Below are 15189 nucleotides of genomic sequence, written 5' to 3'. Positions count from 1 at the left end.
TCAAGTCTGTGATTAAGAATCTCGCTTGAAACCTTAGTCTCAAAACCTATGAAAAAACACCCCAGCCATTGACTGGCAAGGGTGCTGAATCTTTTCGTTTGTTTTCTAAGCCAGGCCAATCAACATCCTGATGTGGTTTTCGCCGAACCGCCCAGGGCATTAATCTGCTGCTAGAAGTGGTGTCTTCAACTATAGCAAAAACATCGAAAATGTCTACTCTGGGCATAGCTAACGGTTAACAGTAGCCGGTTGATTGTGATGGCCTGGCTCCTAACCTCAGGAGCTAACCATGGCACAGTACATTTACTCGGGGCGATCGCGCCCCTGTCCAATCTGTGGACGCACCAAAGACCAGGACTGCCGCTGGAATGAGGAGGTAGTGTTCTGCCACACCCACGTAGACCAGGATGGGGCGGTAGATGGCTACGTCTATCGAGGCGCAACAGCCGATGGCATGTGGGGGCAATACTTTGCAGCTACAGCCTCACCCGAGAAGCCGGTTCGGCCCCAGCAGCGGCAGGACTACTTCTATCCCAGCCGGGCGGGGCAGCCCTTGGTAAAGGTGACTCGGGTAGATCGGGGCAATGGTGCGAAGTTTTTTGTGCAGTACCACTGGAACGGGCAGCAGTGGGTCAAAGGGCTGACCCCTGAGATCAGAGCCCAGGTGCCGATCTACCGCTACCGGGATGTCCAGAATGCGATCGCCATCAGTCAACCCATCTGGATGGTGGAGGGGGAAGGCTGCGCTGATGCCCTGTGGAACATTGGCATTCCCGCGACCACTACTCTGGGTGGCTCCAAGAAGTACCGCAGCTATGGCGATTACCGTCAGGACTTGCAGTCGGCCCAGCTGGTGCTGTGCCCAGATCGCGATCAGGTCGGCATTGCTCATATGGAAGAAATAGCCCAGGACTTCCCCTCGGCCCAGTGGTGCTACCCCTACCCTAACAGCCTGCGCTGGCAAAACCTGCCGAAGCATGGCGGGCTGGATGTGGTGGACTGGATTCACGATGGGGCCACAGCGGAGCAGATTCGAGCGGTGGTGCAAGACCGGCGGCAGTTGGAGGTCAGCTCTACTCAAGGCCCCGAGCGACTGACGGTGCAGGCCCTGCAAGACCAGATTCGCACCTACCTGGGCACCAGCCCCACCGAACTGGCACTGGCGGCGCAGGTGGTTCAATGGCACCAGGAGACGGGGCTATCAGCCAGGGATATCGGTAACCTGGTCACCCTGGTGCAGGCAGAATTGGAGCAAACCGAGGAGCGGGACGATTCTCCTATCGGAGAGGCTACGCCAACGCCGAGCCGAGATTCATCAGCTACTCAAAATTGGCGATTACCAGCTGTGTCTGGGGGAGTATCTCCATGCCGACCTGGCGGAACCCCTAGAACAGATCGCTGACTGGATTGGGGCTACTCCAGCGGCGATGTTGGTGACGCTGCTGCCGGTGGCGGCGTCTTTGCTGCGGGTGGGTACGGAGCTAGAGATTGATGCTGGGATGGGGTTCTCGGTGCCGCCGATTGTGTTCACGGGATTGGTGGCCCCCTCGGGCAGCAAGAAAAGCCCGATTCAGCGGCAGATTTTGGGGCCGCTCTCGCTGCTCCAGGCGGAGGCGGATCAGGAGTATGAGTATGCCGCCTCGGAGTATGAGGTTGACCTGCGGGATTGGGAGCAGACCAGGGTCGAGGATAGAGGCATTCGCCCCAGGAAGCCGATGCCACGGGAGTATCACACCTCGGATGCGACGCGGGAGGCGATTGTTCTTTCAGAACACGCTTCGCGAACGCCCGCATTCAGTCCCAGCAGCCAGAGCGGGGCATTTTGGTGACGCCGGATGAGCTGGCGGGTTTGTTCAAGGGGCAGAACCAGTACTGCAATGGCCGAGGCAATGACAAGGAGTCGCTGCTGACGGCCTTCGATGGCTCGGGGCTGAAGGTGGATCGAGCTAGCGGCCTGCGCATTAGCCTGCCGCGCACCAGCCTGAGCCTGACGGGGACAATTCAGCCGGATATTCTGCGGGAGATGATGGGGGATTGCTCGGATGCCAGTGGCCAATGGGCACGGTTCTTGTGGTGTTTGCTGCCGCTGAAGCCTGCGCCGTTTCCCCGACGGACGGTGCGCCATGACGTATCGGAGCGGCTCTATGGCCTCTACCAGCAGCTGGAGGGGTTGACGGCCCAGTGCTACCGACTCAACCCTGAGGCCAAGGTGCTATTTGCGGATTGGTATGACCAGTTGGATCAGCTGCGGGTGACGGAGACGCACCTCGGCTTGCAGGCGGTGTATTCCAAGATGCAGGGCTACACGGGGCGTCTGGCGCTGATTCTTCACTGCCTGAATGCAGCGGTGGAGGGGCGTTTGCCGACCCATGCGGTGGATGCAGGCCAGATGCAGGCGGCAATTAAGCTGGGGCGTTGGTTCATTGGCCAGGTGAAGCTGCTCTATGCGGACGGGAATACGGTGGATGGGGCGCTGGAGCCGGTCTATACAAAGCTGATACAGCTGTCGCGGGTGCGGGGCTGGCTGCGGGCAAAGGATGTGCGGAACTATGAGCGCAGTTTACGGAAGGCGGGGGTGGAGGTGATTCGCGCTCATTTTCTGGAGCTGGAGGCGATGGGATATGGGGAAACTCAGGGGATGGGGAATCGGCTGCGGTGGCGGGCAACGGTAGACGCGGTAGACAGATTTGAAGAAACGGTAGACGGGGTGTCTACCGCTGAAAGGTTTGATGGGCAAGGGTTATAGCGAAACGGTAGACAAGTAGACAGGGTTTGCCAATGGGGAATTGCTAGGAAAGTGTCTACCGTCTACCGAAATGGCTGAAGGGCTTATAGATAAAGGCTTTTGTCCGGTAGACACCCTGTCTACCGGGCGTCTACCGTGTCTACCGATAGAAGAAGGTAAGGCCAAAATATCGCGGCTTAGAGAAGGGCTAGCGAGACCGCAGATTTTCTCGAATCTGGGCCATGGCAGTGGGGCCTTCGACGAGGTCGCCGCGCTGGACTGCTTCCCAGCCGATTTGGGCATCTTGCTGGAGTTCGGGGAGTCGCCCTTGATAGATGTCGTCTTGCTGGTCGAGCAGGTGGATGCCTGCTGTGATGACCTCCAGGGCAGATTGGTATTTGCCAGATGCAAGCTGGCGTTGGATGAGTTGCTCTAGTTCAGGGGCGAGGACGATTTTCATGGAGAGCTAAGGAACACAACCATTGTTGTCTTTGATTTTAGAGCTGAGGCTTGCTTCCGAAGATCATCGTGAAGTAGCTCCCCCAATAGGCATCAATGCATCATGAGCTAAGGGGGTGTGAAGTAGAATGGCAGCATATTGATGCATCTTTATGCGCCCAGGTGTTCAGGCTGACGCCACCACGGACTGATCAAAAGTGCCATGATGATCCCGACTGTCACGCGAGACCTGACGTTTGAAGCGTTCATTGACGTTGAGGATGGCAATGAACTGAATGAATTTGAACTGGTCGATGGGAGGCTAGTGCTCATGCCCGAGCCGGATGATTGGCATGAGGAGATTTTAGAGTTCCTCTCGTTTATGTTTGAACTCCAGTATCGGCGTAGGGCGCTGAGATACTCCGTGCGAAAGCGCAATGCGTTGATGATCGACACCGTGAGAGGACGCCGACCCGATATTGCGGTGATTGACCGCCCTGCAACACGTCGGGAGGATCGGCAACCAGGTATTCGTACCATTCCCCGGATGATTGTGGAGATCGCCTCGGGAAACTGGAGTACAGATCTTGTGGAGAAGCAGGAGGAGTATGAAGCGCTGCAGGTACCGGAATACTGGATTGTAGACTACCGGGGGCAGATTCCGGCGAAGTATTGCCTGCGGGGGAAGGGGAAGAAGGTGATTGTACTGACGCTGGAGGATGGGAGTTATCGGAAGGCGGAATATGTAGAAGGAGAGAAGGTGCCGTGTCTGACGTTTCCGGAGTTGGAGTTGACGGTGGAGCAGATTTTGGCAGCTGAGGAGGTATAACACCAAATCCTATCTGTATACCCCCGGTTTGTAGGGGCATTGCACTGCAATGCTCCCTACGAGGTATCGGTTTCGAATCGGGGTTGTATGACTCGGATTTGGTATAACTTCGTTGAATCGGGCTTTGAGAGAAAGCGCTCGGCTTGGTGGAGCCTAGTTTGACGGGCGATGTAGTCTGCAATGGCCTCGATGTCTTGAATGCCTGGCTGGGTTAGCTAAAACTGAGGGGCCATTATTCGGCGGAGGCGTGGCGAGACCGCAGGTTTTCTCGAATCTGGGCCATGGCGGTGGGGCCTTCAGCGAGGTCGCCGCGCTGGGCTGCTTCCCAGCCGACCTGGGCATCTTGCTGGAGTTCGGGGAGTCGCCCTTGATAGATGTTGTCTTGCTGGTCGAGCAGGTGGATGCCTGCTGTGATGACGTCTAGGGCAGATTGGTATTTGCCAGCGGCGAGTTGGCGTTGGATGAGTTGTTCTAGTTCAGGGGGAAGGACAATTTCCATCGTGGTTTTTGCAAAGCAACAACTCTTAATCTCTAATCTTAGCCTTTAAAGTTTGGTCATAATTACAATTTACAACTTTTCTAGCTCGATAATTTTCTGGATTAGTGGACGATAAATTGTGTTGTCTAGATGATTTGGATACCAATCTTTATAGTCACCCGCAAGAAGATGCTCTTGAATTAAACGAGCTTCTTCAAGAAGAACCCAGAGATTATGGGTTGCACGATTGCGGAATCCATGGACTAGATTAGCTTTTAGCCCTTCAACTCCATATTGTTTGCAAGCCGGGCATTGACACTCAGCTAGGGCTTCCCATTCCTTATCATCAGGTTTGCGACCGCGCCAACTGCCTAACTCTGCCACCATACGGTCTCCGGTACCGGGTAGCTGTACTATGCCTCGCGCTGCTCGATTACGCCAACCGCTAGAATCTACTGAGTTAATACCAAGTAGCGCTGCAACATGGAGAGTAGATGTTCCTCCTATGCCAAAAACATGCAGCTTTTTATCTTTAAATTCTTGCCGCACATGAATAAGGCTTTCAAGAATCTTATGGGGATGCATTGCCTTAGAGGCTTTAAGTAGGTTTGGAACAATGCCACCTAATGCAATAGAATCTTTCTCAACAAGAAATTGATGTGATTTGAAAAGATCTGTATACTCTTCCAAGACTGAACTAACATGCAGTACAGGTACATAATTTCCTTCGCTATATGAGCGATTCATGCTCATAGTGAGCTTTAGACACTCTTGTTGTTCTTCAAGCGTCATTTTAGGGGTAGGAATAAAGTCTTGCGGAATTGGAAACCAATCTGGTTTCGCAATTTCCACAAACTCAGTATATTCTTCTGTCGGTGTTGTGCCGCCGTGAGTAATGAAATAGAAAGCTCCATTATCTAGATAGATTTTGATATGACTTGGTACACCTAAATAATCATGTAAGCCATGCTCCATGGCTTTTTGTCTGCGGCTAGGCATTTTATGAAAATCAGCATAAGAAACCATAATTGCCTGTAGTCCAGGCATATAATAATCAGCCTGAGGATCCCAAGCACAAGGCCTGAGAGCTTTTAGGGTTATCCCAGCAACTATTTCCAAATATTTTATTTCCTCGAATCACTGGTGGAAATATTATCACGATAAGCTTCTTCAAGAGCCACAAAAGCGTCCTTTTCCTCACGCTCCCCCTGTGATTTTGGAGGCTTCATTTTCACTAAAACTGGAAAATTGATTAGTTGACCCGATAAAATTGCTTCTCCTTTATCTAAATCAGGCAATAATTTTGCTTCATCTTCGCCTAAACTCTCAATCACCTTTCGTACAAAGTTCTGATCGGCTGGGTTAACCATGCGCATGATGACAAATGAATTACACATTGCAAGAGTAGTTTCATCAAGTCGAGAAGGACGTTGACTGATTAGAAGTAACCCAACACCAAATTTCCGCCCTTCTTGAGCAATCTGCTTGGTAGTTGCAATTGAGTTCTGCTCTGCGTTTGTATTAGCACGGCCTGGAATAAAATTATGAGCTTCTTCCAATACAAGAAGGACAGGAAGTTTAAGATTGTTTTGAACACGATCGCTGAATATATCACTGGCAATTAAACTATATATCGTAGCTTGAAAATCGCTAGTGTATCCAGACAGTGCAACTATGCTAATTTTGCCATACTGCACAAGTTTAGATCTTTCATTTGGAAGAGGAGATGTAGCTTTCGAGATCCTTTTGCTGATATCCTCCATCTGTCTAATGCGTTTTGCAGCAACTCGTAGGTTATTGGGTAAACCTTCTAAATTGCCTGCTGTCTTTTTGTCGATACTCTGAAGATCTTCATAGCCACTCAATTCAATTATCTTGTCAAGTGCATCCTCTTGTTGATCAAGATGATCATCTCCATCTTGATTCTCTACACTCTTACTTTTTCCTCTTGCTGATCTTTGCCTTTTCGCCTCTTCTGATTGCCTTTCGGCCCTTTCCCTTGCAGCTTTAACCACCGCCTGGACAAAATCCGCAAAGAAATATAGGTTGGGTTCCGCCCTGTACTCTAGCAATTGACTATGGCCAAGATATTCACTGAGCCACTCTAAATTTCGACGAGACTTACCTGAATCCTGCCCCGATATAAATCTAAAAGCACTTTTGAACAGGTCATCAAACTTACTAATATGTGTGTTTGCTAGTTTCCAGCCTAGAGATTCAATTATAGTAATAACTGTTTCGGGAGATTGTTCAAAGATTGGGAGCCTAGCATAGTATCTATCTACTCGTCCGTTTAACTCAGGCAGATCCGCCAAACCCGTATAGTCTCCATGTGGATCAAAAATAACTATTGGATAATTTTTAGCTGCCAGTTCTTCAATAACACGCCTAGAAGCCCAGCTTTTACCGGCTCCAGTCATTGCTAAAATCGCAAGATGACGACTAACAATTGCATGTCCATCAACATTTACATCAACTTCGCGACGATTAGCAAGCCAAGCTACGTCTAATGCTCGGTTTTTCCTTTCTTGTAACTCGCCTACGACAACGCGCGCAATATCTGAAGAATCAGGACGATAAGCACTAGAAGCTGGTTGAGGTGGATAGCGAAGTTGATCTAACTTTCCTCCTCCACTTCCATCAAGAGGTTCAACCCCAAGCACCTGGCAAACAGCAGTAACCATCTCTCGACTTAGCGAAAGTACAGTATCAAAAGGGTTTGTACGAGTTGCAGCCAGTTCATGTCCTGCTTCTGAGGGGAAGAGGGGATTCAAACGTTCAATACGCTGCACTTTTGCCCAAATACGAATCTTTTCAGTTGAAGATTGATTTCCTGGCTGACGCAGTTCAGCATCAACACCAATGATATCTTGTTCACGAATTTCTTCATGCGCTACAGCTAATCGAAACTCACGGCTAGTACTTTCACCAACTAAAGTTCCTACATATCGATTAATTATTGACGCCTCTTCTTGATTCTGCTTTGGCTGTTGTCTTTGTTCGGAAGCTACCATCTTTAAAAACTCCTTTTAAGCCTGTGGTCGAAATAGCCAATCGCGCTTGGTCATATAAATTGCTTGTACTAATATTCGACGCATTTCAGCATCATTAATTTCTCCACGTTGAAGACTAACACCTAGCTGATATCTAATAATCTTGCTGTAGGCATCAGTCATCCAGTTTGGAATATGAGCATATTTATCGACGATATCTAAACCTACTGGAAAGCCATAGCCAGGTAGTAAACGTGCGTACAAATAGGTTCGCCTTGCTGCTTCTTCAAGCTGTTTGGAACCAAGCTCGCTAAACACTTCAACTCTAACTGGCTCAGTTGTTTCGGAAACATTGACATAACAACCTAAAACCTTCGGGAATGATATAGGGCTAGATGGCCTTAAACATCCCCAGTCGGCATCGCTTACAAAAGACTCGCCAGGCAAAGTGATTTTCCCTTTACCTAATCCTCCATACTTATTAATATGCCAAGGCTCTGAACATTGGCCAGGTGATAATAGCATTGAAAGCAATAAGCCGTCTGTATAAGCCAATCTATCCAACAAAGCTTTCGGCGACTTAAGATCTGTACGTCCATATATTTCATTAAAATAATTTTCTTTGTTGTTTTTGCGAAGACCTTTAAAGACCCTTTCTAATAAGATTTTTTCACTGAATTCTCTTAGCTGACCACGCTCAACGACGCCAACTATAATAGGCACAGGATCACGTTTTTGTGCTTCTTTTACTAGACGACGATACAGGAATGAGATCCACGATAACGGTTCAAAAAGCTTCCGATCTGTCCATTCATCTGCACGTTCAGGAGCAATCTTAGGATAAATTTCAATTTTGGCTTCTTCTAAAAACTCGTCTTTAACTCGCTGAGCTAAATCACCATCCTGCGCATAGTGGCTCAAGAAAAGATCGATGTCTTTCTCCGTAAAGGGTGTATGACCAGCATAAGCATTCATTAAATAAACTAGGGGGCCATGAAACATTAGAAGCCCTAGATTTGGAGTTCTTTCTAATGCTGAAAGTCCCCCAAGCAATTCAGCAGTTATCCTAACAATATCTGGAAAGTCTTTCCGTTCTTTGCTTCCTCCCTCAATGTCACCTAAAATAACTGGGTAATATCCAAACTGCTCACGCTCAGAAATATTACGCTCTCCAGTTTTGACACAGTATGAGCCGACCCGCAGGAGGATAGGGATTTGACTTGATATTTGTACTTGCCCAAGACCTCCATCAATAAATGTAACGACTTCGCCTTGAACTTCTGACCATTCAATGTCACCAACCGATTTAACTTCTAAAATTGGTTCAGGTCGTTTTCCCGTCTCATATTGGTTGACTGCTTGGCGTAAATTTGCAACAAACTTAGCAGTGTTTTTAAAGTAGTTATCTCGTAGGCTCTCAGCTACAGTCAGTGCATTTTCAGCTAACTTTGTGAATATATGAGGTTGTCGCTGAATCTCTTCGCGTACGCCTTCCTCTGTAAATCGGCGATTTTGCCCATTATTTTGGCTCATACTCTTTTTGCTTCAACTCCTAACTGAGCTAAGACACGACGTGCCTCACTAGTAGCAAATGCATTCACTGGTAAACCAGCAATCTCGCTAACCAGCCACTTTAGAGCCACCCGCTGCTCATCCACTGAGACATACCAAGTTTGATAACAACTTGCTCTGCCGCTCTCAATACTAATTCCTTGTCTAGCAACATCAAGAATTTGTGCAGGCGTCAGACAAACCTCTACACCCCGAATCTTAGCTGTATCTTTTGGCACTGTTCTAATCTCATCTTTCCGAACCTTAGGGAAATCTTCATAGAGCCAGTCATGCAAAATAGAAAGTTTCCGACCAATGCCACCAGCAGCGATTTGAACTTCCATTTCCGACGGAATGATAGCCTCGTACCCATAGACTGGCACAAGATAATCTTTTCCTAAGCAAATCAAAAGATTTGTGTAATTTTTTCTACCAAGAAGCCGCTCCAACTCAGCAAGAACACTTTGTCGCAACGCTCGAGCCTTCTCTCGTGTCATTCGGCAATCGTAGTAAGGAAGTGGAAAATCGGCAGAAATCAGCCCATATTGTGCAGAAAGCACAACCACATCGACAGGCTTGGCTGTGTCCTGCTTAAAGTACCGGCGAAGCACCCGAAACGTGGGGCCATCATAACGCTCGATTGCAGGCAGTTCCTCAGTATCAGTCCGCTTGCTTTGAGAGCAGCTCAGTAGAAGTAGCTTTGACAACTAGCTCACCAACCTCGTTAACCCATCACCACCGTAATGCTAGTGCAACAAAGAAGCTTAGAGGCACGTAGGATCAGCTCAAAGCAGAATATCCAGCAGTAGAGTAAGTATTGTGTTGACTAGGGTGGGGGCGATTCCTTGGCCTTGCTAACATACACCTAAACATTGCTCATGCCTTCGCCATGCCTCCCCTCGATATTCGACAGCGGGCGATCGCCCTCCTCGACCAGCTTCCGCAAGACAAGCTGGCCGCAGTAGTGCAACTGCTGGAGGTACTGGCCGAACCTGCCCCCCGAACCCCAGCCAGCCCAGCCGAGGCCCCGTTGTTAGCCACCATTCAATGGCAGCTACCTGCCCCAGAGCAAACCCACCTTGATGACCTGCGCGACAAATGCGAGTGGGGCGAACTAACCGACGCCGAGCATCAAGAGCTGCTGCATTACGAAGATCGCCTAGAGCAACACCGTGTCGAGCGTCTCGAAGCCCTCATAGCGCTAGCTAAGCTCCGAAACCTTGACCTAATCAGCCTCAACCAACAGTTTTCATCCCACGCGCAGCCCTTCAATGCCGCCTGCTCAACGCTATTGCTTTAGCAAGATAGCTAACAGGCTTTCAAGAGACTGACAATCTGGCAAAGCAAGCCTGCCAAGCTTCTGAATGACTAAATCCTTCTGAATCGTTGTAATGACAGGTTTTATCACCGAAGCTTTCAGCAAACCTGCCGTCTGCCAGTCAGCGATCATAATCTCGCCAAACAGAAGCGGAGTCTTTACCTGGCTGGTCACGGCCATAAGAATCAAATCGGGCCGAGCTACATTGTAATCTTGAGAGCTGATTACCGCTGCGGGTCGCTTTTTTAGCGCGTTTTGGTTGGTAAACGGAAACGGCACCAATACGATCTTGCCAAACTCATAGGTCATCGTAGGCGGCATCCTCAGGGTTATCCCATACCTCAGCAAACGATGCTTCTGCCGCCTTAGCTGCCATTGCAACCAACGACTGATCGGAATAGGGGTGCCCGATATCCTCGTGAGCCGACATTTTTACCTCAGCCCATTGCAGTAAACGGGCTGCTAAGTGAAACTGCTCTTGCCAACTTAGGTGCTGGGCTTCTTGAATTAACTCTTGCAGTGTCATAGCTACGACCTCCTCCCTCAATTGTGGCACGAGAGGCTTTGTCGCAAAGGCCCCTGGGTTCGCACAGAATCCAGGGGCCGAATTCATCGCTAACCTAGCTGCCTATGCCGCAGCAGATAGCTAAACACCTCCCCCTGCTCCGGCGTAATCAAAATCCCAGACGGCGGGATCGTAATCAACTGGCTCCAGGTCGCCTGCTCTGCATAGGTCAACACATGCAGCAGGTTAATGGTTGCCCGCACCCCTTCCGGCGAGCCAATCACCAAATGACGCAATCGCTCCCGCCCCGGCTGGGGGCTGGGGGCTGCTAGGTACAGCGAATTTAGATCCCTGGGTTCTTGAAGAACCCAGGGATCTGGACGGGTAAAACACAACATAATCGGGTTCCTTTCCGATGAAACGACGGGGAAGAAACCCAAAAACTTGGCCGCCCCAGACGTAGTGCAGTTCAGGGCGGCCAGGTAAAATCACCTTAGCCTCCGAGACAGCTCGCTCTGTCGACGGGGTTAGCCACTGGTTGGTGTTACCAGCACCTTCCAGTGGCGCTTGACCAAATTTTTGGGACGCTCAGACTGCACGCACACAGTCTTAGCTCAGTAATTTAGTCCAACCGCGCACCGGACGCAAGTAAGAATTGTTACCGTCTGCCAGAAACCTTGAGCTTAGAAACCGGGTTTCTTTGCCTGGTTGCATTTATCCTTGTACACCTCCAAGAAACCCGGTTTCTGGCCTCATACCCTTACTTGCGTCACGGCTCAAGTTCATCCGTTACCCCAAACCCTTCATCAGTCCCTGCGATCCCTTCCTTCGCTCCCGTGAAACCTTTATTTCACCCGCTGAAAGGTTCTTCGGTTCTCTTGGTAGCAGCTTCAGCCCGCTCAAACCTTTCCTTCACCCACCCAAAAGGTTCCTCCACCCAGTCAGATCATCCCTTCGACCTCGCGTAGGCTTCCTCCAGCACTACAGATCATTCCTCCACCCCTGCAAACCTTTCCTTCACGGGCACGAATCTTTCTTCCAAACCCGCGAATGATTCCGCTGCCCCAGCGAACCTTTCCTCCCAACCCGAAAATGATTCCGCCATCAATGCGAAACGTTGTTTTCATAGAGCAGAGTCTTGTATTTGGGTCGCAAATGATTCTGCCATCAATCTAAAACACCCTGATCCCTCAGCAAACTCAATGATGCAGCGCACCCATCCACCGTTCGTCTGCAACATCACTTTCCCCGCCCTGCCCGATTCATCTTTTCTTCATCAAAATCCTTCATCTCGGGTCACAATCTTGCTAAATCTCCCGAGTTCAAGCCCTTTCTACTGGGCAATCTGCCCTTAGGCGAGACACACAGACGCCAACCCCTGCCGTCGTCTCGGTTTTGCCGCAATTCAACCCGCTCTTTAGGTCATCGCCCCAGATCTGCGGCTGCGTTGCACACAACTCAACTTAACCCACTTATCCACCCCTATTCAGGGCGTATCGATCATGAACACCGTTGATTTTTCCCGTCGCGTTCCTGCCAAAACCATCGAGGCCGATATTGACTCCTTCCACGGCATGAACTTCATCAAAAACTATATCCCCGTCCGCAGTGAAGCCACCCCCGAAGCCCTCAAAGCTGGGTACGAAGCCATGCGGGCCAAACAGCAACAAGAGACTGAACTCTTAGCCGCCATCAAAGCCGCCTCCGATGCGGCCCGCCTGGCCGAAGTCGAATTTCACGACATGGTGATGGCCATGAAAGAAACCGTGCGCGGCCAGTATGGCCCCAACAGCGACGAGGCCCAGGCCGTTGGCTACAAGAAAAAGTCTGAATACAAGCGCCGCCGCCGCACCCCCAAAGCCAACGCTTCGTAAGCCATTCTCAAAACTCAATTCTCAAGGCTCGTGAGCACCGCTTACGGGCCTTCTTTCATGACGCTAAAGCGTGCAAGCATTCCTGAGTCGGATAGACAGGGCAGGCCAGGGATTAGGTAAAACCATGCAGCACGCTAGGATGAGAACAACGTCTGCGGGGAAAAGGCTATGACCCAGGCTAAGGTAAAGCTCGCTTCCTTTGAAGAGTATCTTGCCTACAGTGATGAGACGCCGCTAGAGGGGCGTTTTGAATTAGTGCATGGGGAGTTAGTCGAATTGCCACCCGAGTCAGAACCGAATAATTGGCTGGCTAATTACCTGCAATTTCTACTGGTCGCGGCCAACGTCGCTTCCCTGCGGTTAATCAAAATCCACGCGTTAGAACTGCAAGTGCCGGTCTTGCAACCGAACGATGCGGCCAACCGCTACCCCGACCTGGTCATTCTCCGCCCCGAGCATCTGGAACTAACTCAGAGGCGGTTAACGATCACCCACAATATGCCACCCCCTCGGTTGGTGGTTGAGATTGTCAGTTCTGGCAAAACCAATCGAGACCGCGATTATGTCTCCAAACGGGCTCAGTACGCAGCCATTGGAGTGCCGGAGTACTGGCTAGTTGACCCCGCAGCACAAACCGTCATGGTGCTGTCGCTAGCCGGTGAGACCTATCAAGAGGTTGGAGTATTTGGGTTGCAGAGGGCCATTGCCTCAGTCGAGTTTCCAGATCTGACTCTGAAAGCAAGCCAGATTTTTGAGGCTGACCAATAGATTTGGCTAATCCCCTATCGTTCAAAGCCTCTACCTCGCCTGTCAGAACTATTACCATGATTTGTGTGAGTCAGGTTTGCCTGTTGACTCGCCATAGCAACTAAATCGTCCAAATTGGTCGGTAGTGGCAAATCAGGGGGCTGAGGTCTGCCACTACCAATACCCACAACATTCCCAGGGTTTTCCTTCGCCTGCGATCGCTCCACCCGCTCAATCAACCGTTCCAGATCTTCCGAGGCATATAGCCGCAGCTCCCGTTTCACCCGGCTCACAGCCACATAAAAGCTCTCCCGCGCCACATGGCGATCTAGCGCCCCAATCACCCGCTCCGCCGACTTGCCCTGGGCTGCATAGGTGGTGCTGACCAGCGCATAATCCAGATGCGCCAGCTCCGAACTCTCGAAGCACCCCACCGCCAGCTCATCCCCCAAATTCAGCAAGTTCACCTGCCGAGCCAGCAGGCACCCAGCCACCAGAGCCACCACCATCGCAGGCCCCACCAGTCGCACCTCTGCCCAGCCGCGCCCGTTAAAACTGCCAATTAGCCAGTTCAGCGCCGCCTGAATGCGCCCGTCCCGCGCCATCAGCAGCATCAGCGACTGGATGGCCCCAAAGAACGAGCTAAACGCGACCCCGCCTAGGATTAATCGCTCAACGGAAAGCCCGCCCCGACTGTAGGCCAGCAGGTAGACCAAAGCCGTGGTGGCGATCGCCCCCAGCCAGGCCCCCAACGGCACCCACACCTGCCATAGGCCCAGAGTCACCATCAGCACCACCACCAGCCCTGCCCCCGAGGATATTCCCAGCAAAAAGGGACTGGCCAACCCGTTGCGTAATATACCCTGCAAAAGCGCCCCGGAGACACCCAGGGATGCGCCCACCAGCATCGCCGCCACCAGCCGGGGCAGCCGCAGAGCCCACAGGATCACCTGGTGGGTGGCACTGCCCTGGCGCAGCAGTGCCGCCCATAGCTCTGGCCCCGTCATCGCTACCGACCCTTGGGTAAGCGAGAGGCTCACCACCAGGGCCAGCCCCAGGAGCAGCAGACCCAGAGCGAGGGACGTTCGGTAGGGCGATCGTGCAGGCTGCACAATCTGTACGGGTGGTTTTCTCAACGTCACCATCAGCTCAAGTCCTGTAGCATTTTCTGGATTTCTGGTTGTACAGATTCGCCTAGCTGATCTTGGCGGGAGCGCATTTCTTAAAAAGCAGGGTTCAATGCGAAGCAAAGTTGATTGCCAAAGGTACAAACTTTGGCTGCCTATGCACCCTATTAACCCATCTTCCCTATTCACCCCGGTCGGTCGCCATCCCCAGCGTTGCACCCTCTATTTCCCTCAACTCATCCATTACGGCAACTACACGACCATGGCTAACCGCTTCATCAGCGTTGATCACAATCACTGACTCCTGGGTTTCTCCCATCAGGTCACGCACGTCCGCTTGCAGGCTTTCTAAGGCGATCGCCTCTCGGTTCAGGGCAATCTCCCCCGACTCGTCTACCGAGACCGTAATCCGGGTTCGCTTTTGCAGCTCAGCGGTGGTCGCCTTTGGCAGATTCACAGGCAGCGACTCTGATCGGGTGAGAAACAGGCTGGAGATAATGAGCTGGTATTTATCGGGCGGAATTTGGAAGAGATGCGGTTGGAGGAGTCGTTTAGGGAGTGTTTGGTGGGCGGTGAGCGGTGAGCGGTTAGGGGGGTGGGGGTT

At 51.1% G+C, this 15189-nt stretch carries 19 protein-coding genes; 8 read left to right on the top strand and 11 right to left on the bottom strand.

What is annotated here, in order from left to right:
• The first annotated feature begins 289 nt into the window (after positions 1–289).
• From IQ254_RS00095 to IQ254_RS00085, 3 genes are read left to right on the top strand one after another with little or no spacing between them, the layout of a single operon-like run.
• Positions 290–1402: a hypothetical protein gene (locus IQ254_RS00095; RefSeq protein ID WP_193963058.1), complete on the top strand. Its 1113-nt coding sequence runs from the start codon at positions 290–292 to the stop codon at positions 1400–1402.
• Between the two features lie 31 nt (positions 1403–1433).
• Positions 1434–1829, top strand: coding sequence for a DUF3987 domain-containing protein (locus tag IQ254_RS31955; protein WP_313887320.1), 396 nt, complete (start codon positions 1434–1436; stop codon positions 1827–1829).
• Positions 1826–2746: a DUF3987 domain-containing protein gene (locus IQ254_RS00085; protein WP_313887324.1), complete on the top strand. Its 921-nt coding sequence runs from the start codon at positions 1826–1828 to the stop codon at positions 2744–2746. The genes IQ254_RS31955 and IQ254_RS00085 overlap by 4 nt, the downstream gene beginning before the upstream one ends.
• A gap of 187 nt (positions 2747–2933) precedes the next feature.
• Here the strand turns inward: IQ254_RS00085 and IQ254_RS00080 are convergent, their stop codons facing one another.
• Positions 2934–3185: a type II toxin-antitoxin system ParD family antitoxin gene (locus IQ254_RS00080; RefSeq protein WP_193963055.1), complete on the bottom strand. Its 252-nt coding sequence runs from the start codon at positions 3183–3185 to the stop codon at positions 2934–2936.
• Positions 3186–3386: 201 nt separating this feature from the next.
• Here IQ254_RS00080 and IQ254_RS00075 point away from each other — a divergent pair, with 201 nt between their 5' ends.
• The gene (locus IQ254_RS00075; RefSeq protein ID WP_193963053.1) at positions 3387–3992 is read left to right on the top strand and encodes a Uma2 family endonuclease; all 606 of its coding nucleotides are present in this window, start codon (positions 3387–3389) and stop codon (positions 3990–3992) included.
• 232 nt (positions 3993–4224) lie between these two features.
• On the opposite strand, the gene IQ254_RS00070 is transcribed toward IQ254_RS00075, so the two are convergent.
• The 5 genes from IQ254_RS00070 to IQ254_RS00050 form a co-directional block, all read right to left on the bottom strand.
• Entirely contained in the window at positions 4225–4491 is a 267-nt protein-coding gene (locus IQ254_RS00070) for a type II toxin-antitoxin system ParD family antitoxin (RefSeq protein WP_193963051.1), read from the bottom strand.
• Positions 4492–4560: 69 nt separating this feature from the next.
• On the bottom strand, positions 4561–5589 hold the full coding sequence (locus tag IQ254_RS00065; protein WP_193963044.1) for a hypothetical protein: 1029 nt from the start codon (positions 5587–5589) through the stop codon (positions 4561–4563).
• Between the two features lie 5 nt (positions 5590–5594).
• On the bottom strand, positions 5595–7484 hold the full coding sequence (locus IQ254_RS00060) for an ATP-binding protein (RefSeq protein WP_193963043.1): 1890 nt from the start codon (positions 7482–7484) through the stop codon (positions 5595–5597).
• A gap of 15 nt (positions 7485–7499) precedes the next feature.
• On the bottom strand, positions 7500–8996 hold the full coding sequence (locus tag IQ254_RS00055) for a DNA double-strand break repair nuclease NurA (RefSeq protein WP_193963042.1): 1497 nt from the start codon (positions 8994–8996) through the stop codon (positions 7500–7502).
• Complete coding sequence (locus IQ254_RS00050; RefSeq protein WP_193963041.1) at positions 8993–9721, bottom strand: DUF6884 domain-containing protein; 729 nt, start codon at positions 9719–9721, stop codon at positions 8993–8995. Before IQ254_RS00050 ends, IQ254_RS00055 begins: the two co-directional genes overlap by 4 nt.
• 182 nt (positions 9722–9903) lie before the next feature.
• On the opposite strand from IQ254_RS00050, the gene IQ254_RS00045 reads away from it, so the two are divergent.
• Positions 9904–10314: a hypothetical protein gene (locus tag IQ254_RS00045; RefSeq protein WP_193963039.1), complete on the top strand. Its 411-nt coding sequence runs from the start codon at positions 9904–9906 to the stop codon at positions 10312–10314.
• Here IQ254_RS00045 and IQ254_RS00040 read toward each other — a convergent pair.
• The 3 genes from IQ254_RS00040 to IQ254_RS00030 form a co-directional block, all read right to left on the bottom strand.
• Positions 10303–10641 (bottom strand): type II toxin-antitoxin system PemK/MazF family toxin, encoded by a 339-nt coding sequence (locus tag IQ254_RS00040; RefSeq protein WP_228039819.1) that lies wholly within the window; start codon positions 10639–10641, stop codon positions 10303–10305. The two genes, IQ254_RS00045 and IQ254_RS00040, sit on opposite strands and share 12 nt — an antisense overlap.
• Positions 10631–10858 (bottom strand): toxin-antitoxin system, antitoxin component, Xre family protein, encoded by a 228-nt coding sequence (locus IQ254_RS00035; RefSeq protein WP_193963029.1) that lies wholly within the window; start codon positions 10856–10858, stop codon positions 10631–10633. The genes IQ254_RS00040 and IQ254_RS00035 overlap by 11 nt, the downstream gene beginning before the upstream one ends.
• A gap of 89 nt (positions 10859–10947) precedes the next feature.
• Positions 10948–11235: a hypothetical protein gene (locus IQ254_RS00030; RefSeq protein ID WP_228039817.1), complete on the bottom strand. Its 288-nt coding sequence runs from the start codon at positions 11233–11235 to the stop codon at positions 10948–10950.
• A 1104-nt stretch (positions 11236–12339) separates the two neighbouring features.
• On the opposite strand from IQ254_RS00030, the gene IQ254_RS00025 reads away from it, so the two are divergent.
• Together IQ254_RS00025 and IQ254_RS00020 are read left to right on the top strand one after the other, a co-directional pair.
• On the top strand, positions 12340–12711 hold the full coding sequence (locus IQ254_RS00025) for a hypothetical protein (RefSeq protein ID WP_193963027.1): 372 nt from the start codon (positions 12340–12342) through the stop codon (positions 12709–12711).
• A gap of 168 nt (positions 12712–12879) precedes the next feature.
• Positions 12880–13479, top strand: a complete 600-nt coding sequence (locus tag IQ254_RS00020; protein ID WP_193963025.1) for a Uma2 family endonuclease — start codon at positions 12880–12882, stop codon at positions 13477–13479.
• Between the two features lie 14 nt (positions 13480–13493).
• On the opposite strand, the gene IQ254_RS00015 is transcribed toward IQ254_RS00020, so the two are convergent.
• A complete protein-coding gene (locus tag IQ254_RS00015; protein ID WP_193963023.1) occupies positions 13494–14603 on the bottom strand; it encodes an iron ABC transporter permease in 1110 nt (369 codons plus the stop codon).
• Between the two features lie 163 nt (positions 14604–14766).
• Positions 14767–15072, bottom strand: coding sequence for a biopolymer transporter ExbD (locus tag IQ254_RS00010; protein ID WP_228039862.1), 306 nt, complete (start codon positions 15070–15072; stop codon positions 14767–14769).
• A 15-nt stretch (positions 15073–15087) separates the two neighbouring features.
• Here IQ254_RS00010 and IQ254_RS33360 point away from each other — a divergent pair, with 15 nt between their 5' ends.
• Positions 15088–15168 carry a hypothetical protein gene (locus tag IQ254_RS33360; protein WP_193963270.1) on the top strand — a complete coding sequence of 27 codons (81 nt, stop codon included), beginning with the start codon at positions 15088–15090 and terminating at the stop codon, positions 15166–15168.
• Positions 15169–15189: the final 21 nt, after the last annotated feature.

It is taken from the genome of Nodosilinea sp. LEGE 07088 (assembly GCF_015207395.1).
Taxonomy (GTDB): domain Bacteria; phylum Cyanobacteriota; class Cyanobacteriia; order Phormidesmidales; family Phormidesmidaceae; genus Nodosilinea.
The sequence above is the reverse complement of the archived record's forward strand: the minus strand, read 5'-3'. Positions and strand labels throughout refer to the sequence as shown.